Origin of the sequence: Winogradskyella psychrotolerans (assembly GCF_018860565.1) — a bacterium.
GTDB lineage: Bacteria > Bacteroidota > Bacteroidia > Flavobacteriales > Flavobacteriaceae > Winogradskyella > Winogradskyella damuponensis.
The window spans coordinates 342716-363423 of record NZ_JAHKPS010000022.1 but is presented as its reverse complement, the minus strand read 5'-3'; the positions used below and the strand labels follow the sequence as shown (position 1 = coordinate 363423).

Here is a 20708-nt window from a genome sequence, read left to right as displayed (position 1 = left end):
GCTTTTTATTCTCTATTTCATAATAGATTGCCTACAAACTAATAAATAAACTAACTTAATCAATTGTCTTATATTATGAAAAAACTATTTTTATTACTAACCCTCATTAGTACGTTTGCTATGGCTGCTCAAAATAGCGGTAGTATAACTGGGATAATTACAGAAGCAAGTGGCACTCCTTTATCCGGAGCAACCGTTTACATTAAATCTTTAGACAAAGGAACAGTAACTGATTACGACGGAAAATTTATTCTAGAGAATATAGCTGCAGGCACATACGACATAGCGATCTCATACGTTGGTTTTGCCACCACAACTCAAAGCATTACAATAATTGCAGGTAAAGCCACATCGCTAAACACATCATTAAAAGAATCGGATAGTATTTTAAATGAAGTGATAATTACAGCAAACAAGAAACCACAAAAAATCACAGATGTACCAGCAACAGTTAATGTTATTACATCAAAAGACATTGAAGAATTTCCAAGTTTCAATATTGGAGAATTAGCCGCACGACAAAAAGGAGTTGATTTTGTAAGAAGTGGTGTATTAGGTACAGGAATTAATATTAGAGGGTTTAACTCGGCTTTTAACTCTAAGAATTTACAAGTTACTGACGATAGATTATCAACATTAATAGCAACAGGTCTACCTTTAGGCTCATTCTCTACAGTAACTAAAGACGATATTGCACGTGTAGAAATATTATTAGGCCCTAACGGAACACTTTACGGCCCTAACGCCCATAACGGTTTAGTAAGTACAATCACCAAAAATCCAAGACAGTCTGAAGGAACCACTGTTGCCTTAGGTTTTGGTAATCAAAGTGTATTTACAACACGTTTTAGACATGCCGAAGCAATTAACGACAAATTCGCTTACAAGTTTCATTTTGAACATTCTCAAGGTAAAGAATTCAACTACGCAGATAGTGTTTATGTAGGCACTAAAGCATATAAAGAGTTGGATTTAGACCGTGATTTTGAATCTTCAAAATATGGAGCTTCCTTATATTACAAACCATCAAAAAGTTCAGAACTTATAGGATATTACGGCCACAGTAACAATAATAATATTGGAATAACAAGTGCTGGTCGTAACCAAATCAAAGATTGGAGTATTGATGTGGCACAATTAAAGTTTGTCTCTAAACACTTTTTCGCTAATACCTATTACACATGGAGTAATACTGAAGACACCTATGCCATGAACCAAAGAACACAAAACTACGTGTCGTTTATAGAAAATGGATTTTCAGAAGAAGAAGCTCGCGAACGCTCCTTTACAGAACAATGGTTTCAATTTGGGCCTAATCCAGGTGACGGTATTCCATTGCAACGTGGTGCTCTTTTTAAAGATGATTCACAACGTTTTAATGCCGAAGCGCAATACAATAATAACTGGAATGATTTCTATGTAACCTTAGGAGCGCAATACCAATTAGACATGGCAGATTCTAAAGGCACATACCTTTTAGATAAAGATGGTATAGATCTAGATCAAACCGGAATTTACACACAATTAGAATACAAACTAGACGATTCTGGATGGGGATTTTTATTTGGAGGACGACTTGACAATCACGAGTTATACGGTTCTAACTTTATTCCAAAAGTTGCCGTGACTAAAAAAGTAAATAACGGCACGTTTAGGTTAACTTACGGAAAAGGTATAGCTGTACCTTCTATTTTAAATCTTAAAGGAAACTTATTTGGTGGTTTAGTAATAGGTAACGGCGAAGGCTTTACATTAACAGATGGTACTAAAGTTCCAAAACTAGATGTTGAAACTATTAACTCTTACGAAATAGGATATAAAGGCCAATTATCAGACAAATTATTTATTGATGTTAATGCATATTACAACCAATCTGACAATTTTATTAGCCCATTAGTTACGGTTTCCGATGCTGCTAATGGCAATAATGTAACACATGTTGGTAACACACCTATTGGAGAAGTTGTTGAAGGCTCTGATGGGTCGTTTATTCTATCGTATTTAAACTTTGGACACGTAGACACATACGGATTTGATATTGGGCTAAACTATTATTTCTCTGATAGCTTTAGAGCTTCAGTTAACTATTCCTATTTTGGTCGTGAGTTAGATACCGATGATCTTGCTAATGACGGAAATTTAGACGGTCAGGTACTAGAGAGCGAACTACCAATTAATACACCAAACAACAAATTTAGTGTTGGACTTCACTATAACAAAGGAAAATTTTACGGAGCTATTTATGGGAGATTTGTTGAAAAATACGATTTCTTCTCAGGCATAAACGTTGCTGCAGAAACACAAGATCAGGATGGTGATGGAGTTAACGAAATTATTGAAAATGCTCAGGTAGGAAGAACATGGAATTATGGCCAACTAGGAGGCTTTACAGTAGATGCAAATGCAGGTTACAACATTACAGACCAACTATCAATGGGACTTAGTATTACCAACCTATTTAACGCAGAAGTTAGAGAATTTGTAGCCTCTCCTATTATAGAAACACTAGCGTCTTTTGAGTTAAAGTACCAATTTAACTTAAAGCAAAAGAAAGCAACTGTTAACTAAGTTTCTAATCCATGTTAAAAATACAAGTTAATAATATAGCACTAGATTATGAAGATCATGGCAAGGGAAACGCCCTTTTATTACTTCATGGTTTAGGATCCACAAAAAAAGATTGGGACGCACAAGTCCCTTTCTTTTCCAAAACACATCGTGTAATTACCGTAGATTTAAGAGGTCATGGAGCATCTACAAAACCTCAAGACGCTTACGGAGTAAAATTAATGACCGAAGATGTTAAGCAACTTTTAGACCAATTAAATATTAAAAAAGCAACACTAGTTGGGTTTTCAATGGGAGGAGCCGTTGCTTTTGAAATGGCCGCAAAACATCCTGAATATTTAGACAATTTGGTCATTGTAAACAGTGGACCAGATTTTAATAATATGGGTAAAATTGGTGAAGATCTTTTAGACAACCGAACCACATTTCTAGAAACAAAAGGGCTAGATGCTTTAGCGAAAGAGATTTCATTTAATATGTTTCCCGAAGACCATCAAATAGATCTAAGAAACGAATTTGAAATCCGTTGTAAAAACAATGATTATAATGCGTACTATAAATCATTTGTCACCTTAATGGATTGGGGCTTGGGAGATAGACTTAAAGACATCACAACAAAAACCTTAGTTGTAGCATCAGACATGGATTACACACCTATCGCCTTTAAAGAAGCCTATGTTAATCGCATGCAAAATGCCACACTAGCTGTAATTAAAAATTCTAGACATGGAGTGGTTTTAGACCAACCCGATGCTTTTAATTTAGAACTTCAAAATTTTTTAAAACAATAGATATAAACATATGAATAAAACCGTTCTCATTACAGGAAGCACAAGCGGAATTGGTTTAGGCATTGCACAGCAATTTGCTAAAGAAGGCTACAATATTATGTTTCATGGTTTAGAAGCCAACGGACAAGCTATAGCAAACGACATTGCTAAAACACACCATATAAAAGTCGGATTTTCTAATGCAAACTTATTGCAACCTGAAGCCATAGAACATTTGGTAGCTAAGACCATAGACACCTTTGGATGCTTACATGTACTTGTTAATAATGCTGGAATTCAATTTGTGTCGCCTATTGAAGACTTCCCAAATCATAAGTATGAAAATATCATAGCCATAAATATGAACGCTGCTTTCTACGCTTCAAAAGCGGCTTGGAAGCAAATGAAAATACAACAATTTGGAAGAATAATCAATGTCTCTTCTGTACATGGTTTAAGAGCATCAGAGTTTAAATCTGCTTATGTCACTGCAAAACACGGTGTCATTGGCATGACCAAAGTACTCGCCTTAGAAGGAGCCGAATTTAATATTACCTGTAATGCTATTTGTCCTGGCTATGTAAAAACTCCTTTAGTTGAAGGCCAAATAAAAGATCAAGCTAAAGCACACAGTATGACAGAAGACGAGGTTGTAGAAAAAGTGATGCTTAAAAAACAAGCCGTAAAACAATTTGTCCCAATTGAAGCCATTGCAGATATGGCCATTTTATTAGCAAAAGATAGCTCAACAACCATAACCGGAACATCATTTGCTTTAGATGGAGGTTGGAGTGCTCAATAGTTGTTAGAAACTGTGATTTATATGTCTGTATCTTATAAACTTCTGCTATTTATAAAATCATACATTTAATAAAAAATAGGCATCAGAACCTTTAAGTGTTAGTCTAAAAATCTGGTGCCTTTTTTTCTTTATTTAGAGCGCTTCACAAATAATGCTCATGTTTTGTAATTTTATAGCCACTTATTAGACTTAGTAGCTATGACTCATACTTTTAAAGAATTTTCTACTAATGCCATATTCAATATTGGAAATGAAAACGACTTACTTCCATTTCAAAAAGCGAAGCAGTGTGAGTTTTACACTTTTATTTGGGCAAAGTCAGAAGCCATTCATCTTATTATAGATAGTGTCCCATTAACTATTCAGCCGCATAGTATTTTAGCCTTAACTCCCATTCAATATCTGCAATATATAGACGGTAGCGATGCTATAGTTTATCAATTTAACAGGGAATTTTATTGTATTAAAGATCACGACCAAGAAGTGAGTTGTGCAGGGATTTTATTTTTTGGAAACACAAATATTCCAATAATTCATTTAGACGCTGTTGAACAACAAAAATTTATAACATTACACTATGTTTTTATAGATGAGTTAGAAACTGAAGATAATATACAAGCCGAAATGCTTAGGATGTTAATGGCTCGATTTATTATTAAAAGCACACGATTACTAAAGGCCAAAGAAGGCATTAGTGAAACTCCCAAAAGCTCTAAAGTAGATTTACTACGTGAATTCAACTTTTTAGTAGAACAATATTTTAAAACCGAACATAGTGTCGCATTCTATGCCAATAAGTTGTTTAAGTCTCCAAAAACCTTATCTAATAATTTCGCTAAACTAAACAGAAGCCCTTTACAAATTATTCATCAACGTATTGTATTAGAAACGCAACGCCAATTAAGTTACACCGATAAAACAGCAAAAGAAATTGCTTACGATATTGGTTATGAAGATGCCTCTCACCTAAGTCGTTTATTCAAAAAATACACCTCATTATCGCCTTCAGACTACAAAAAGAGATTAAACTCTCTTAGTTAGGAAAAATTGACAAGTCTTAGGGCAAATTCTTCATTTCACAGCACATACTTCTATCGCATCTTTGCATTGTAATATTAAAACAATAACAAGATGACACTAAAAAACAAATCCATATTCAATCTCATAGAGATATTTACAAACAGTAGAAAAAAGATAGTAAACACTATTAATACAGAAACGCATTGTGAGCAAAAACATATTCACGATTTCTATTGTGATGCCGAAAAGCCATTTATTGGCTAATTAATTAAAAAGGGAAATAATGACATGCTTTAAGGAATTACAATCATTCTTTAGCATTACAATTTCTAAGAACTTTGTACCAACAAAAAAATTGAAATAAATAATAAAAAACTTGAGTAAAATCAGAACAAAAATTAAAATTATGAACACATTTAATATTTTAACCCGAGAAGATGTTAGCGCTAATAATCAAGCTATTTTTGATAACTTAAAAAAAGCTGTAGGGTTTGTACCCAACTTATATGCAACCTACGCCCATAGTGATACTGCTTTAGAAAATTATTTAACATTTGCCAACGCAAAAACATCTTTATCTGCAAAAGAAAAAGAAGTTGTAAACCTTGCTGTAAGTCAAGTAAATGATTGTATTTACTGTCTTTCTGCACATACTGCTATTGGAAAAATGAACGGTTTTACTGACGAGCAAATACTAGAACTAAGAGCCGGATTTTCTACTGTAAATGACAAATTAGATGCTTTAGCAAAATTGGCTAAAAACATTACAGAAAACAGAGGGAAAACAGACGAAATAGTTTTAGAAAACTTTTTTAATGCGGGTTACACCAAAGGAAATTTAATAGACACTATTGCCTTAGTTGGAGACAAAACCATTTCTAACTATATACACAGTACAACTCAAGTTCCTGTAGATTTTCCAGTAGCGCAACCCTTAGAATTAGAAACTATTTAATTAATTAATAATAATCCATAATATTTAAAAAAAATGAAAAAATTTATTGCAATAATCGTCGTAGCATTAACCTTTACATTAACAGGAAAGGCACAAAACAACATGAAAACTGAAGCTGCCGTTGTATCTTTAGAACAGACCAAAGGAGAGTTTACTCAAAAAACATTAACCTTAAAAGAAGGAGATTATATTTTTGAAATCGCTAATAAAAATGTTGGTCATCAAGTAGGTTTTGTATTAGTTCCTAAAGGAGCAGATGCTTCTAAACCAGAAAACCATATTAAAACCGCTTATGTTACTAAAGCTGTAGAAAATAACACCAAAGAAACATCAAAAGTAACGACATTAACAAAAGGAGAGTATGTCTATTTTTGCCCTCTCAACCCTACACCTCAATACACTTTAACTGTAAAGTAAATTGTTAAATAGTATTTAGTGTTAAACAAAAAGAGCAATCCGGTGGATTGCTCTTTTGTATTTATAAATTGAATTTATAATTATTTCCCTAGCATTAAAAGCTCATTACAAAGTACTTCTGTAGTGTAACGCTTTATACCATCTTTATCTTCCCAAGAACGCGAGGTTAATCTCCCTTCTATAGCAACTTCTTTGCCTTTAGTGACATACTTCTCTACAATCTGAGCCGTTTTTCCCCATGCAATCACATTGTGCCATTGTGTATCTGTGACTTTTTCGCCTTGTGCATTTTTATAACTTTCATTTGTAGCGATAGAAAATTTAGCTAAAATTTTTCCGGATTCAAAATTGGTGATTTCTGGGTCTTGTCCTAAGTTACCAATCAACTGTACTTTGTTTTTAAGTGTGTTCATAATTTCTAAAATTTAATGGTTAAACAGTTAATACTATCGAGTTCTAATGTTTCGACAATGCAAAGATGAAGTGACTTGCAAATAATAATCGGTAGTTAACTGTTTACATCCGTTTGTAATCGTTTGTAAATAATTAAAACCGCCTAATCTATATTAAATCTGAAGAAATAATCTGTAACAACAAAAAAAGCACCCGAAATCAGGATGCTAAATTTCTAACATTTTGGAAGGAGACTGCTTCTTACCAAGTCAATGTGAAGATGTGCCTTGCAAATGTTTACACCTCAAAATTAAATAATACACATCTGTTTAATGTTACGTACTGATTTTATCTGTGTTAAGCTTGTGTTGCTAACATCTTTAATATTTTAAATTAATAGTAAGAGGTTTGCCTTTTATTGTACTTTTATAATTCAATTGACTAAGACAAAATTGATCGGTTATAATAGGCTTATTACCAATAAAAAGATATTTATCAATTATATATTAATACAAAAAAACACATTGTCAATCAATTCCTTTTTCGGTTATGCATTCTAATTGGGAAGCAAAACAAACGAATTGATTTAATACTACGCTAAACCAAACTATGAAACGACTGTTCAGTTACATTTATCCCGTTACAAAAACCATCACCTCTATGTACAGCGGAGAATTAGAAATAACTTGGTACAACGGTAAAAAACATCTTAATTCAGCTAACGCTAATTATAGTTACGGTTCCTTACAGCGTATTTTAAAATATGGCTTAGAACAGATTAAAATCAGCGACGTCAATTCTATATTAGTTTTAGGTATGGGAGGCGGAAGCGTCATAAAAACGCTTCGAAAAAATTTTAACTACACGCATAATATTGAAGCCGTAGAATTAGATCCTGTAATTATTGATATTGCTAATACCGAATTTGGGATTACAGAAAACCAATATCTTAAAATTCATTGTGCTGATGCGTTTTCATTCTTAGAAAGCAACACTAAGAGTTTTGACTTAATTATCATTGATCTCTACATCGACCTTTCGGTTCCTGATAAATTTCTAAGCACTGAGTTTTGGGATCATGTCCTTAAATCAAAATCATCTAAGGGATCATTACTATTTAATGCTTCAGTAAAAGAAACTGATAGCAATAACATTGAAGCTTTAGTGAGTTACCTCAAAACTAAGGTCTACAAAGTTGATGTTTACAAAAAAGTAAACAACACCAATACCATCATCATTACCAGTTCTTTATAATGTTATAAATTAGTATATTGTAAGGACTTAATTTAAAGCTATGCGAAAAAAATGTCCAGAATGCGGAGATGTAATCATTGGCAGAATTGACAAAAAATACTGTAGTGATGGCTGCAGAAATGCACAAAATAATCGTCTCAATAAAGATTCTAAAAACTTAATAAGGAATACCAATAACCGATTAAGAAAAAATTACAGAATTTTAGAAGCGCTTAATCCTAACAAAAAAATGAAGTGCTCTAGAGCCAAACTCATAGAAAAGGGGTTTGATTTTAATTATTTCACAAGCATATACACCACAAAAGCAGGTACTGTTTACTACTTTGTGTACGACCAAGGGTATTTACCTTTGGAAGGTGAGTATTATGCTTTGGTAAAACGCGACGACTAAGAACTTCCTTTAGTTGTGCTATTCCAATTCTCACCCTTAAGTTGTAAAGCCGCTTTTAAAATATCTTTTTGACTAATTTGACCAACCAATTTTCCATTTTCCACAATTGGGAAACGTCGTCTTTTAGATTGCAAGAACTTGTTTGCAGCATCAAAAACATCCATGTCACCATCAATAGTCTCTACATTTGTAGCCATTCGTTTTTCAACATTATCATGCTCTAAAGGCATATTATAATACCTACTTTCACTTAATTGTTTTAAACAATCTCCCTCTGAAATAATACCAACCAATTCATTTCTACTGTTAACTACAGGTCCTCCAGAAATTTTATTATTGATTAAAGACTCTACCACTTCCTGCACAGATTGATCAGGTCTATACGTGATGAGGTTTGTTGTCATATAGTCCCTAACCTTTAATTGTACGGGTTCAGATGTGTTTTGCTGCTTTCGAGCTCCTTGAAAACTTTTTATTGCCATAACGATTAATTTTAGAGTGAATACTAAAGTTACTGAAAATTAATTGGTTAACCAAGCAGAAGTTAAAACGAGTTAGTATTTTGTACATTTACCGTTAATTTAAGACTCTTTATATTGAAAACACAAATTAGCGTTATAGGTTGCGGTTGGCTAGGCCTACCTTTAGCCAAAACCTTGGTTAAAGAAGGCTTTAATGTAAACGGTTCTACAACGTCTAAAGATAAAATAGATATCTTAAAACACTTTCAAATTAAACCGTTTACCATAACCTTAAGCACATCTGGAATTTCAGGTAATTACTCCCAATTTTTAACAGGAAGCAAAACCGTAATCATTAATATTCCGCCAGGTTTAAGAAAAAATCCTACTAAAAATCATGTTGCCGAGCTAACACATTTAATAGAAGCGATTGAAAAACACGACATTACTAATGTACTCTATATCAGTTCTACTTCGGTATACAAGGATGAAGCTCATTTTCCAGTTAAAACAGCTAAATCTATTCCAAATGCAACATCCAATACTGCTAAACAAATCATAGCTATTGAAAATCTGCTTCAAGAAAACACTAATTTTAATACTACTATTTTACGTTTTGGTGGCTTAATAGGCGAAGATCGGCATCCTTCAAAATTTTTATCAGGAAGAGATCATGTACCAAACCCAAAAGCTCCAATAAATTTAATTCACAAAACAGACTGTATTGCTATTTGCATCGCTATTCTAAAGAAAGAACTTTGGAATGTTAGTCTAAATGCTGTTTATCCTAAACACCCAAGTAAAGAAGTCTATTATTCTAAGCACTGTAAAAAAGAAAACTTAGAGCTTCCAAAGTATGATTACTCTAAAGAAAGTAAGGGAAAAATTATTGACAGTACAACATTGGTACAACTTTTGAATTATACCTTTAAAGCAGAACACTAAAAGTGGTTTAAAATTATTAGTTTTATCCCATTAATTTTTGAATAAATAACAAACAATAAAGCCATTACAAATGAAGACTATTACAATCGCAATGCTTACGCTATTTTCAGTAAGTATGTTTGCACAAACTAATACAGAATTAAAAAAACACTACGAAGCTTATTATAAACAGATGAAAAAGCAAGGTGATGTACAAGGTATAATTAATGCCATGACACATCTCGACGTTTTAGAACCTTCCGTAGCACGTAAAGATACATTAGCATACATCTACCTTTCTGAAGGACAACACATGCAAGCCCTAAACACTATTGGAGTGGAAAAAAATGCAACAGATTCTGATTTGAATGTTGAAGTAAAAGCTTTAGCTCTAAAAAATCTTAACCAACCCAAAATGGCTTTAGAACATTTTGAAGTGCTTTACAAACGCAGCCCAAATGTATATTTGGCGTACGAAATGGCAGATATGAAAATTCAGACGAAAGATTTGGCTGGTGCTAAATTAAATATTGACTATGCTATGGCAAATGTAACTGACGACATGAAACGTGCCTTTTACGATCAACAACAACCTTATGAAACGTCTATGAAAGCCGCTTTAATGTACCTTAATGGACTATTAAAGTTTTCAGAAAACAAAACCGCTAATATTGATATTGCTTTAAAATTTATGAACGATGCTTTAGCCATTGATCCTAATTTTAATTTAGCAAAGATTAGTAGAGAAGCTTTAGAAGCCCAAAAAGCCTCTACAGCAGCTAAAAATAAAGGCTAAGAATAATTAACATTAGATAAAAAAAAGCAGCTCAATGAGCTGCTTTTTTTATATACATTTTTAATGCTTTTACCAGATTCTAACACGATCTTCGGGTGCTAAATACATTGCATCACCTTCCTTAATATCAAATGCCTCATAGAATGCATCTATATTTTTTAAAGGTTGTGTTGCTCTGTAAACACCTGGAGAATGTGGATCTGTTTTTATCTGAGATCTTAATCCATCTTCTCTTGTTAATGTTCTCCATACTGTTGCCCAAGACATAAAGAAACGTTGCTCTGGTGTAAAACCATCAATATTTTCTGGCCTTCCGTTCTCCTCATAATATAATTGTAGACCATCATAAGCCCCTAATACACCACCAAGATCACCAATATTTTCACCTAAAGTAAAAGCTCCATTAATATAAACGCTATCTAAAACCTGAATAGCAGAATACTGATCAGCTAAAGCTTTTCCTCGTTTTTCAAATTCTACTAAATCTTCTGGAGTCCACCAATTATTCACATTTCCGTCACCATCAAAACGAGCTCCAGAATCATCAAAAGCATGTGAAATTTCATGGCCAATAACCGCACCAATACCACCATAATTTACAGCTTCATCTGCTGTATAATTGTAAAACGGCGGTTGTAAAATAGCTGCAGGAAAAACAATTTCGTTATTCATTGGGTTAAAATAAGCATTAACCGTTTGAGGAGCCATTCCCCATTCTGACTTATCAACAGGCTCGTTAATATCATCAATATTTTTCTTTTGAGCCCAAGCGCCTACAGCTAACATGTTCTCTGCGTAAGAATTACCTTCTTTTACTTGCATCGCTGAATAATCTTCCCACTCATCTGGATAAGCTATTTTAACCGTAAATTTATCGAGCTTCACAATAGCTTTCTTTTTGGTTTCTTCACTCATCCAATCTAGATTATTAATTCTATTTTGGAATGCCTTAATAACATTAGCAATCATTTTTTCTGCTTTCTCTTTAGCTTCTGGCGGAAATTTTGCTTGTACATACAATTGACCAATAGCTTCACCAACAGTACCATCTACAGTACCTAGAGCACGTTCTTTTGCTGGACGCATGGCTTTAGAACCATTAAGTGTTTTACTATAAAACTCCCAATTAGCCTTTTCCATTTCTGTGGTAAGCATACTCGCAGCATTATCTAATGTACTCCAAGTCATAAGTGTTTTGATATCTTCTATAGAAGTGGTTTTCAAAAACGCATCCATAGCTTTTAAATACTTAGGTTGCATAACCATAAGGGTATCTACTTTTTTCTCAACCCCCATGTCATCCATTAATTTTTGCCAATTAATAGAAGGTGCCATTTTTTGTAAATCTGTAAGCGCTGTAGGATTATTAAAATTTCTAATATCTCTACTAGCTACCTTATCTAAACGTGGCTCTGCCAATTGCGTTTCTAACGCTAAAATTTTTTCTGCTGCAGTACGTGCATCTGCTTCAGCATAATTGATAAATTGAAGCATTCTTGTAATATGATCTACATATTTACCTCTTATCTCTTTTGTTTTTTCATCTTGGTCTAGGTAATAATCGCGTTGCAATCCTAATCCACCAGGAAACACCCACGCAATATTCATACTACTATCATTAAGATCGGCACTAGCTCCAATACCTGCAAACGGTGCGCTAACCCCTAATGTAGACGCGTAAACTGTCTGCATATCACTAAGATTTTTAATCCCATTAATCTTATCTAATAAAGGTTGAACGGGTTTAATACCAGCCTCATTACGCGCAAGTGTATCTAATTCAGATTCATAAATTAATAATGCCTTCTTTTGATCAGAACCTTCTTTATACGTTCCTAATTCTTTTGAAGTATTTAAAATCTCTAAAACATCTTGTCTTGTCGCTTTACGTAGGACTCCAAATCCTCCCCAACTAGTTTCATCATCTGGAATGGTATTATTCTTTGCCCAATTTCCATTGACATAATTGTAAAAATCTTGTTTTGGATCTACCGAAGTATCCATATTCTCCAAAACAATTCCGGGTATTTTTACCTCTGTCATGGCAGAATCTTTTTTGACCTCTTCCTTACACCCTACTAGTGTAATAAATGCCAAACTTGATAGCACTAATGCGCGACTAATATTGGTTTTCATAATTTATATTAATTAGTTTTAATTAAAAGTAATTGCCTATAAGACCCAAAAAGTATTGATTTGTTACAAACATATTTAGATATTATTCTGGTTGAATTTTGCCATAAACATCACTTTCTAATTTTTCATTAATCATGTAATTAAGATTAGAAAACGCAATAAACACTTCTTTTATCCCTTTTAATTTATCTTTTCTAGAGATATTATCTAATGTTAAGCTTTCGTTTAATTTTAAAAGTGTGGTTTCAATAATTGCATTTCGAGAAGTAATATGGTTTGTGGCTAACTCTTTTGGCATTTGAGTCTTAAATTCTTCAATAAACTTCTTCAACAATTCTTTTTCACCATTAAAAAACGAAAAATCGGCTTTCTTTAAATAGTTGATTTGCATGGCTAATTCGTGATACCTTTCCCATGTAACTATGGCTTTTTCACTTTCTGGGCTAAGCACATAATCCTTATAATCTATACCCTCAATAGTTTTTGCTGTTATAGGTGCATTTTGCTCCTTGTTTTCAGTTATCTTAACGTCATTTGTGTTAGTATCATCACCGCAATTCACTAATACAACACAGCTTAAAAACAAAAGGACAAATTTAATTTTCATAAGTATTTACTAATTTGAATGTAAATATACTAAACTATCCTTTTTCAGGCTTTAGTATATGCTTTTGAAACTAAATTGAGATATTCGTAAAAAACAGTCTTTTTTCTGAAAATTTTAATATTACCAAGCATTAATTCTTATTACTTTTGACGATAATTTAAAAAGAACAGATGTCTTCAAAAATATTAATCATAGGTGCCTGTGGGCAAATAGGGACAGAACTAACAACCAAGTTAAGAGAAATCCATGGTGCAGATAACGTTATTGCTAGCGATATTAATACACGTAAATTAGAGTTAGTAAACGCTGGACCCTTTGTAATTTTAGACGCTAAAAACTTTAATGCCATTAAAGATTGTTGTATTAATCATAATATAGATACGGTTTACCTAATGGCAGCCTTACTCAGTGCTACAGGTGAAAAGTATCCGATGGAAGCATGGGATCTCAATATGAATTCATTATTCCATGTGCTTAATCTAGCCAAAGGCGGACAAATCAAAAAAGTATTTTGGCCAAGTAGCATTGCTGTTTTTGGACCAACAACTCCCAATAAAAACACTCCACAACATACCATTTGTGAGCCAACTACGGTTTACGGTATTACCAAACAAGTTGGAGAACGTTGGTGCGAATATTATCACGACAAATATGGTGTAGATGTACGAAGTATTCGCTACCCTGGTATTATTAGCCATAAAGCGATGCCAGGTGGGGGAACTACGGATTATGCTGTAGAAATTTATCACGAAGCCATAAAAGAAGGTAAATATGAGAGTTTTTTATCTGAAGACACCAATCTACCGATGATGTTTATGGATGATGCTATAAAGGCCACTACGCAAATTATGGCAGCACCTTCTGAAAATATTAGCATCAGATCGTCTTACAATTTAGCGGCTATGAGCTTTACACCAAAAGAGATTGCAGACAGTATTAAAGCGGAAATGCCAAACTTTACAATGAGCTACAAACCAGATTTCAGACAAGCCATTGCGGACAGTTGGCCAACTTCTATAGATGATAGCGTAGCACGAAAAGACTGGAACTGGTCGCACGATTTTGATCTTAAAAAAATGACTTCAGAAATGCTAACGCAGTTAAAGAAAAAGTATCAGTCATAACATTAAAATAAAATATAATCGCATAAAAAAAGCAAGAGAAACCGAGCTCTTGCTTTTTTACTGTAAAAGAGGTAATAATTGGTATTATTAATCTTTACTATTATCATTTAGCATACTCTTATATATAATTCCATGAGAAGCTTCTAATTGCGTTCCTAGGACATAAGCAGCTATAGTTGCAATATCTTCCATTTGAATTTCAGAAAACACCACGCCTTTTTTAAAATCTGGACCATAGGCTACAAAACCCGTTTGAATATTTTTAGTATCTGGATACTGACCATGTTTACCACCATGTGCCGGTTTAATCAAATCTCCTTCTCTAGCATTATTAAAACTAAAACCATCGTTTGCAGATAAAGCCAAAACAGCATTTGGATTAGCTCCTCTAGAAGTCATCTCATCTCTTGAGATAATTCGAAACGCTTGTTTGATACTAAAAGGTAAACTTTCGAGCTTATCTACAATTTGTTCTAATGTTTTGGTATCGTTTTTATCCTTCATATGTAAGAAAGCCGAACCACCAGTACTTATAAAGAAGGTGTCTTTATCCAATACTCCTAATTCTTTTAACCATAGGTTGGCAGCAATACTAGAATGTACCGTGTAAAAACCATGATCTCCAGTGATAATAATATTGGTTCGCTCTAAAATATTAGCTTTTTTTAAGGCGTCTATTATAGTACTCACGGCTTGGTCTGCACCAGCAATTGCCTTTTCAACACCAACACCATCACGTCCATTTCTATGCTGTGCTCCATCGGTATTTGGTAAATGAATCGTTAATAAATTTGGAATATAGGTTCTGATAATATAGCCAGCTATTCGACCCAAATTTTGATCCATACTTAAGGAACTTAAGTTATAATCATTCACATCTAAATTCCCTGTCGCGTTCGCTATAGCCTCTTCAAACAAACCTTTAGGCGTTGCATATTTTTGAGTCGCACCACGTCGGTCTCTCGGATTATCAAAAGACCAAATTTCGGGGATGTTATAATCAATAACATTGGCATTTACTGTAATAGGCCATGACACAGAAGCTGTTTTTAATCCGACGTTTTTAGCAGCTTCCCATAAAGTTTCCGCTTTTACAGAATTAAAATCATAATACCAGTTACCTGTTGTACCTTCTTCCGAAACTTTAGTATTGTAATAAACCCCATGTTTATCTGGACCCACACCCGTAATTAAAGTGGTATGCGATGGATAGGTCACCGTAGGAAAAATGCCATTTACACCTTTAGCTGCAATACCGTTATGAGCTAAATCCTTAATATGAGGAGTGGGCCATTGGTCTTGCAAATAAAAATCTGGTCTAAACCCATCGATACTAATAATCACCAAGTGCTTTGCCTCTTGTGCAGCGATAAGGTTGAAGCCAAAACACGCGGATATCAGAACATAAATATATCTCAATTGCTTTTTCATATTTCTAAATTAATTAAAAGGCAATACGTGAGTTGACGTTTTATTGGCGACCAACACACGATTCATATCGTAAAGCATCGTCACATTTCCTGTCGTTTCATCTACAGTAAAATCATCTAAACCAAGATCCATAGGAATAAAACTAGGAATCACAGGTAAGGTAAATTCATCTGAAATATTAGGGTTGTTTAACTGTTCGGTTTGAGACACAGGAAACTTAATACCTAAATCATTTGAACGTCTACCCTCACTGATAAAAATCTCTTGACGCATTAAGTAAATAAGGTATAATACATCATCTACATTTTCGGCTGCATCAATATCCAGATGTGAAACACTTGTTCCAGAAACAGTGTAAACAGGAATAAGATCTGCTTGTCTGTCTAAGACATAACCCGATCTAAATTCTTGTCCGCTTTCAAAACGAACATCTACCGCTGTGGTTGGATAATCTTGTCTGTTGGTTCCATTTCTTAATTCTTCACTATCATCTAAATACATCACAGGTCTCGCGCTAAGCACATTATCTATTAAATCATGTAATGTAGCTGTTGCCATTTCTATATTATTTTCAGCCGTATACGCTTCGGCTAAAATTAAATACGACTCTTCTACTTTAGCAAGAGCCATTGGTTTTTGATCTTCTGCAGCCGTACCTATATCAAAAAATTTAGGGTCTAAAAAGTCTAACCTTGGTAATGGTGCAAATCTATTTTCGCTAGCTGTAAACGTGGCATTTTGAATTTCATTAGAAACACCATTGGTGCCATCAAATTCTACAGTAAACAACAAACCAGTATTGCTAATTACAGTTTGAGCAAAAGATTTTGCGTTCGCTCTATCTCCTAAACTACGGTACACTCTAGATTTTAATAACTGGTACGCTGAAATAGTTTCAGCATCACTTTCATTTTCAATCGCAAGATCTAAATAACTAAGGCTCTCGTCTAATAATTCGCTTGGCAAATAAGCCTCACCATTACTGTTCATTGGTAAACCTGTGAAATTTTCACCAGATAATATTAAGGCGTAAGCTTTAGCAAAATAAGCATAAGACCATTGTTGTGCTGTTGCATCTGGATCGCTAGGCAATACGGTTTCTAAAGCATATTCTGCCATTTCTCTTAAGGCTCCAATTTCAACTTGCATACTATTCCCATCGATATCTGTATAATCAATTTGAGGAATATCATAGACTTTATTATAAAGCGTATAATTGTTAAAATAATTATCCGATACCATTTCAGAATTGATGACGATCTCATTCATGGTTAAGGCAAGTTGCCTTTTAATACCCACTATCCAACTCGTTGCAGAGTTAGTATTGTCCAAGAAATCCTCTTCGGTAACATTAGGGTTATCGACACAAGCGGTAAGTGTCAGAAACAAAACGGTGATGTATATATATACTGTTTTCATGTTATTTGTTTTTAGAAGTTTATTTTTAATGAGGTTAAAAATTCTCTAGGCGCAGAGTACGTAGCGTAAGAAATACCACCAGTAGATGCACCACCTTGACCCGTTGCTGAACCACTAATTGTAGCTTCAGGATCAAATGACGATGCTGTAAAATTGAGTGGATTATTCACACTAAAACCAATTAATACGGATTTAATAGTTTTGGTGTTTTTAGGGATATAATTGTAATTTATTCCCATGGTTCTAATTTTTATAAAATCTGTTTTTTCAGTAAATAAATTTGTGAAATTCAACCAATTTGAGGTGCCGTTAGCTTCAACCTCAGCTGCTGGTACAATATCATCTGAAGCACCATATAGAAATCTAAACTGTTGATCGAAACTATTAGCGTAAGCTCCTTTTTGGTAACTACCATTTGCATAGAAACTGAAGTTCTTATAAGCGAAGTTCATCCCTAGATTACCAAATAAATCTGGAATCGTAGTCCCTAAATACGATTGTGCCGTTGTAGACTCTAAAACACCATTCTCATCAAAAGTTCCATAGTTTCCTCTAATATAGCCGATAGGATACCCTTCTTCCACTACCGTTTGAATGGTTCTAGCACTAAATCCATTGATATTAAATGGTGCTACACCTCCGGAATCTACTACTAAGTTATCTAACGTATTTATAGATACATTAAGTGATAGGGTTACATTTTCAGTTTGAATCGGAATAAAGTTGGCGTTTATTTCCCACCCTTTATTTTCGATCTCTCCGATATTGTACAATTGACTATTGGCATAGCCGCTAGATGGTGTTGGCGGCACGTAGAACAAGGCATCTTTGGTATTTGCATTGTAATAACCTACCGATAAATTCACTCTGTTATTAAACAAGGCTGCGTCTATACCGACTTCAAACGTTGTGGTTTTTTCAGGTTTTAAATCCGGATTTCCAGATTGTCCAAAAAAGGCGGCTTGTTCTCCTAAAAATCCGTCAAAATCTATAGTTCTTTCATTTACAAACGCTGGAGGTAAGTTACCTGCAACACCGTAATTTCCTCGTAATCGTAAAGAATTTATAGCTGTTGCATTTTCTAACCAAGGTTCTGAGCTTACTAAATAAGACACACCAGCTTTAGGGTAATATTGTGTACCGATATTATCACCAAATGACGGGTTACGGTCGCCACGAATACCTAAGTCGAAGAACAACTTATCTTTAAAACCTATATTTTCTTGAAAATAGAAACCATAGTTAAGCACTTCTGCTAAATATTCTTCACTTGTTTTTATAGCCGCATCGCTAATGGTTTCGGCTCCATCTCTAATATTTGTACCAGTGTACTGAATTTGATGATCTGAGTTTCTAAACAACTGGCCACCTAGAGTTGAGATAAACGAAAAGTTACCCGTTTCAAATTTATGTTGTGCACTTAATTCTAAAGTAATACCAAAATATTTACGTTCTACATTGGTTATATTACCTTCGTCTGTAACACGCGTTTGAGTTGTATGTGATAAGTACTCGTTGGTTTGAATGGTTTGATCGTTTTGAACTCTATAATCGATACCTCCAACAAATTTAGCTTCAAAATTATTTACAGGTTTGTAAGCGAAACTTTGAGAGGTTGTAAATCTATTTATTGAAATTTCGTTGTCTTGTAGTTCTTCTGCAGTTTTCACAAAATCTTTAATTTCACTAAATTCGGCAGCACTAAGGTCGTCTAACCTATTGTTAAACCCTTTTAAAACCGAAGCACCACTTTCTGCAAACCATAAACCTGTATATCCTCCTTGGTTACCATTACGGTTTCTGTTGTACGTATTATTCACATAAATAAAAGAACTATTATAGGTTACTTTATCCCCTAATTTCGCTTTAAAACCAGTGCTAAAATCTATTTTCTTGTTGGCGTTATTTTCTGCAATTTGAGCTCCGGTGTTATCTAAAAAATTTCCAGAAAAACTATAACCAAAACCTTCAGAGTTACCTCCACTTATACTTAAGTTGTATTTTTGATAAGTTCCTGTTTCAAATAATAAGTCTTTAGAGCGATCAAAATAAAGGAAATCTGCAGTTGGCGCTATGATGCCCATTTGCGTTAAAGCTGTAATTTGTGTTCCTCTAGAGCTTCCTTTTTTGGTAAAAATTTGAATCACTCCGTTCGCGGCATCTGAACCGTATAATGTGGTTGCGGCTCCACCATTAATATATTCAATACGCTCTATATTATCCATTGGAATATCTGCGATAGAACTCATAGCAGCACCTTGTGCACTACCACCACCTAAAGCACTAGTGGTGTTTAAGTTATCCATACGCACACCATCGATATAAAATACTGGTGTTGAGCTAAGAAAAGCTGAATTAATACCTCGAGATCTAATTAATGTTGTTGCTCCGGACTGGCCTCCGGTAAAATTAATCTGCGTATTTGGTAATTTGGTTGCAATCAACTGGTCTATACGTTGCGATGGCAAACCGGCTAAATCTTCAGACTTAAGCACTTCAACATTACTAGATAACCGTTTTCGTTGCACACTAGCACCTTGCCCTGTAATAACAACTTCGTTCAATGCTGCAAAGTGAGGTTTTAAATTCACTACAATTTCTAATTGACCATCTAAAGGAAAATCGACGTCTTCGTATCCGATGTAAGTGATTTTTAACATCTTCGTATCCGCAGGAACGGTAATTGTAAACTGGCCGTCATAATCCGTTACAGCACCAATATTATAAGCTGTAGCGTAAATATTAGCTCCTAACACAGGCGTATTAGTCTCGTCGTACACCACACCTTTTATGGTGATATTCTCTTGATTAATCTTAGAAACCGTTTGGGTTATCGGCTTAACTAAAATGCCATTATCTGTAATTTTAAAATCGATTGGCGATTTTTGCTTTAACGTCTTTAACACGGTTTCTAAAGGTTGATTATTGACATTTAAATCAACTTTTGTGTTTTGGTAAAGTGCGTTAGAAATATAAATGAATTTTAAATCTGTTTGTTTCTCAATTAAATTAAACACCTGAATTAAAGACGCTTCTTTTAACTGTAAATTAATAGTGTTAGTATTACTATTATAATGCTCAGTCTTGTGTGTTGGATGTGTACTTCCGTAAACATTTAATAAACTTGCCAAGATGATGACAGTACTTAATATGAATTTATGGTGTTTCATAAAGTTGTGATTTTTTTATTGTTTAGTTGTGATTGATATAATCTTAAGGGATTAAAAGCATAAGCTAACA

At 34.0% G+C, this 20708-nt stretch carries 19 protein-coding genes; 12 read left to right on the top strand and 7 right to left on the bottom strand.

Annotated features, from left to right (window positions below; genetic code table 11):
- The first annotated feature begins 75 nt into the window (after positions 1-75).
- The 7 genes from KO504_RS10530 (at position 76) to KO504_RS10500 (ending at position 6532) form a co-directional block, all read left to right on the top strand.
- A complete protein-coding gene (locus tag KO504_RS10530) occupies positions 76-2568 on the top strand; it encodes a TonB-dependent receptor (RefSeq protein WP_215926672.1) in 2493 nt (830 codons plus the stop codon).
- Positions 2569-2579: 11 nt separating this feature from the next.
- Positions 2580-3359: an alpha/beta fold hydrolase gene (locus KO504_RS10525; protein ID WP_215926670.1), complete on the top strand. Its 780-nt coding sequence runs from the start codon at positions 2580-2582 to the stop codon at positions 3357-3359.
- A 10-nt stretch (positions 3360-3369) separates the two neighbouring features.
- Positions 3370-4140, top strand: a complete 771-nt coding sequence (locus tag KO504_RS10520; RefSeq protein WP_215926668.1) for a 3-hydroxybutyrate dehydrogenase — start codon at positions 3370-3372, stop codon at positions 4138-4140.
- 198 nt (positions 4141-4338) lie between these two features.
- On the top strand, positions 4339-5181 hold the full coding sequence (locus tag KO504_RS10515) for an AraC family transcriptional regulator (RefSeq protein ID WP_215926666.1): 843 nt from the start codon (positions 4339-4341) through the stop codon (positions 5179-5181).
- Between the two features lie 90 nt (positions 5182-5271).
- Entirely contained in the window at positions 5272-5424 is a 153-nt protein-coding gene (locus KO504_RS10510) for a hypothetical protein (RefSeq protein WP_215926664.1), read from the top strand.
- A 142-nt stretch (positions 5425-5566) separates the two neighbouring features.
- Positions 5567-6115: a carboxymuconolactone decarboxylase family protein gene (locus KO504_RS10505; protein ID WP_215926662.1), complete on the top strand. Its 549-nt coding sequence runs from the start codon at positions 5567-5569 to the stop codon at positions 6113-6115.
- A gap of 33 nt (positions 6116-6148) precedes the next feature.
- A complete protein-coding gene (locus KO504_RS10500) occupies positions 6149-6532 on the top strand; it encodes a cupredoxin domain-containing protein (RefSeq protein WP_215926660.1) in 384 nt (127 codons plus the stop codon).
- A gap of 80 nt (positions 6533-6612) precedes the next feature.
- On the opposite strand, the gene KO504_RS10495 is transcribed toward KO504_RS10500, so the two are convergent.
- On the bottom strand, positions 6613-6945 hold the full coding sequence (locus tag KO504_RS10495) for a single-stranded DNA-binding protein (RefSeq protein ID WP_215926658.1): 333 nt from the start codon (positions 6943-6945) through the stop codon (positions 6613-6615).
- 589 nt (positions 6946-7534) lie between these two features.
- On the opposite strand from KO504_RS10495, the gene KO504_RS10490 reads away from it, so the two are divergent.
- Together KO504_RS10490 and KO504_RS10485 are read left to right on the top strand one after the other, a co-directional pair.
- Positions 7535-8179, top strand: a complete 645-nt coding sequence (locus tag KO504_RS10490) for a spermidine synthase (RefSeq protein WP_215926656.1) — start codon at positions 7535-7537, stop codon at positions 8177-8179.
- Between the two features lie 40 nt (positions 8180-8219).
- Positions 8220-8570, top strand: a complete 351-nt coding sequence (locus tag KO504_RS10485; RefSeq protein ID WP_215926654.1) for a hypothetical protein — start codon at positions 8220-8222, stop codon at positions 8568-8570.
- On the opposite strand, the gene KO504_RS10480 is transcribed toward KO504_RS10485, so the two are convergent.
- Positions 8567-9052: a CBS domain-containing protein gene (locus tag KO504_RS10480; RefSeq protein WP_215926652.1), complete on the bottom strand. Its 486-nt coding sequence runs from the start codon at positions 9050-9052 to the stop codon at positions 8567-8569. The genes KO504_RS10485 and KO504_RS10480 overlap by 4 nt on opposite strands.
- Positions 9053-9166: 114 nt before the next feature.
- Here KO504_RS10480 and KO504_RS10475 point away from each other — a divergent pair, with 114 nt between their 5' ends.
- Both KO504_RS10475 and KO504_RS10470 read left to right on the top strand, forming a co-directional pair.
- The gene (locus tag KO504_RS10475) at positions 9167-9976 is read left to right on the top strand and encodes an NAD(P)H-binding protein (protein ID WP_215926650.1); all 810 of its coding nucleotides are present in this window, start codon (positions 9167-9169) and stop codon (positions 9974-9976) included.
- Positions 9977-10046: 70 nt separating this feature from the next.
- Positions 10047-10751 (top strand): hypothetical protein, encoded by a 705-nt coding sequence (locus tag KO504_RS10470; protein WP_215926648.1) that lies wholly within the window; start codon positions 10047-10049, stop codon positions 10749-10751.
- A 69-nt stretch (positions 10752-10820) separates the two neighbouring features.
- Here KO504_RS10470 and KO504_RS10465 read toward each other — a convergent pair whose 3' ends face one another.
- Both KO504_RS10465 and KO504_RS10460 read right to left on the bottom strand, forming a co-directional pair.
- Complete coding sequence (locus KO504_RS10465) at positions 10821-12887, bottom strand: M13 family metallopeptidase (protein WP_215926646.1); 2067 nt, start codon at positions 12885-12887, stop codon at positions 10821-10823.
- 82 nt (positions 12888-12969) lie between these two features.
- Positions 12970-13494 (bottom strand): hypothetical protein, encoded by a 525-nt coding sequence (locus KO504_RS10460; protein ID WP_215926644.1) that lies wholly within the window; start codon positions 13492-13494, stop codon positions 12970-12972.
- Positions 13495-13664: 170 nt separating this feature from the next.
- On the opposite strand from KO504_RS10460, the gene KO504_RS10455 reads away from it, so the two are divergent.
- A complete protein-coding gene (locus tag KO504_RS10455; RefSeq protein ID WP_215926642.1) occupies positions 13665-14618 on the top strand; it encodes an NAD-dependent epimerase/dehydratase family protein in 954 nt (317 codons plus the stop codon).
- An 87-nt stretch (positions 14619-14705) separates the two neighbouring features.
- Here the strand turns inward: KO504_RS10455 and KO504_RS10450 are convergent, their stop codons facing one another.
- Genes KO504_RS10450 through KO504_RS10440 form a run of 3 tightly spaced genes read right to left on the bottom strand, consistent with a single transcriptional unit; the run spans position 14706 to position 20638 of the window.
- Complete coding sequence (locus tag KO504_RS10450; RefSeq protein WP_215926641.1) at positions 14706-16049, bottom strand: alkaline phosphatase family protein; 1344 nt, start codon at positions 16047-16049, stop codon at positions 14706-14708.
- 9 nt (positions 16050-16058) lie between these two features.
- Positions 16059-17468, bottom strand: coding sequence for a tetratricopeptide repeat protein (locus tag KO504_RS10445; protein ID WP_215926639.1), 1410 nt, complete (start codon positions 17466-17468; stop codon positions 16059-16061).
- Positions 17469-17479: 11 nt separating this feature from the next.
- A complete protein-coding gene (locus KO504_RS10440) occupies positions 17480-20638 on the bottom strand; it encodes a SusC/RagA family TonB-linked outer membrane protein (protein ID WP_215926637.1) in 3159 nt (1052 codons plus the stop codon).
- Between the last annotated feature and the right edge of the window lie 70 nt (positions 20639-20708).

Coding starts and splice junctions, on each gene's coding strand:
- KO504_RS10530 (WP_215926672.1), top strand. CDS start 76: ATGAAAAAACTATTTTTATTACTAACCCTCATTAGTACGTTTGCTATG.
- KO504_RS10525 (WP_215926670.1), top strand. CDS start 2,580: ATGTTAAAAATACAAGTTAATAATATAGCACTAGATTATGAAGATCAT.
- KO504_RS10520 (WP_215926668.1), top strand. CDS start 3,370: ATGAATAAAACCGTTCTCATTACAGGAAGCACAAGCGGAATTGGTTTA.
- KO504_RS10515 (WP_215926666.1), top strand. CDS start 4,339: ATGACTCATACTTTTAAAGAATTTTCTACTAATGCCATATTCAATATT.
- KO504_RS10510 (WP_215926664.1), top strand. CDS start 5,272: ATGACACTAAAAAACAAATCCATATTCAATCTCATAGAGATATTTACA.
- KO504_RS10505 (WP_215926662.1), top strand. CDS start 5,567: ATGAACACATTTAATATTTTAACCCGAGAAGATGTTAGCGCTAATAAT.
- KO504_RS10500 (WP_215926660.1), top strand. CDS start 6,149: ATGAAAAAATTTATTGCAATAATCGTCGTAGCATTAACCTTTACATTA.
- KO504_RS10495 (WP_215926658.1), bottom strand. CDS start 6,945: ATGAACACACTTAAAAACAAAGTACAGTTGATTGGTAACTTAGGACAA.
- KO504_RS10490 (WP_215926656.1), top strand. CDS start 7,535: ATGAAACGACTGTTCAGTTACATTTATCCCGTTACAAAAACCATCACC.
- KO504_RS10485 (WP_215926654.1), top strand. CDS start 8,220: ATGCGAAAAAAATGTCCAGAATGCGGAGATGTAATCATTGGCAGAATT.
- KO504_RS10480 (WP_215926652.1), bottom strand. CDS start 9,052: ATGGCAATAAAAAGTTTTCAAGGAGCTCGAAAGCAGCAAAACACATCT.
- KO504_RS10470 (WP_215926648.1), top strand. CDS start 10,047: ATGAAGACTATTACAATCGCAATGCTTACGCTATTTTCAGTAAGTATG.
- KO504_RS10465 (WP_215926646.1), bottom strand. CDS start 12,887: ATGAAAACCAATATTAGTCGCGCATTAGTGCTATCAAGTTTGGCATTT.
- KO504_RS10460 (WP_215926644.1), bottom strand. CDS start 13,494: ATGAAAATTAAATTTGTCCTTTTGTTTTTAAGCTGTGTTGTATTAGTG.
- KO504_RS10455 (WP_215926642.1), top strand. CDS start 13,665: ATGTCTTCAAAAATATTAATCATAGGTGCCTGTGGGCAAATAGGGACA.
- KO504_RS10450 (WP_215926641.1), bottom strand. CDS start 16,049: ATGAAAAAGCAATTGAGATATATTTATGTTCTGATATCCGCGTGTTTT.
- KO504_RS10445 (WP_215926639.1), bottom strand. CDS start 17,468: ATGAAAACAGTATATATATACATCACCGTTTTGTTTCTGACACTTACC.
- KO504_RS10440 (WP_215926637.1), bottom strand. CDS start 20,638: ATGAAACACCATAAATTCATATTAAGTACTGTCATCATCTTGGCAAGT.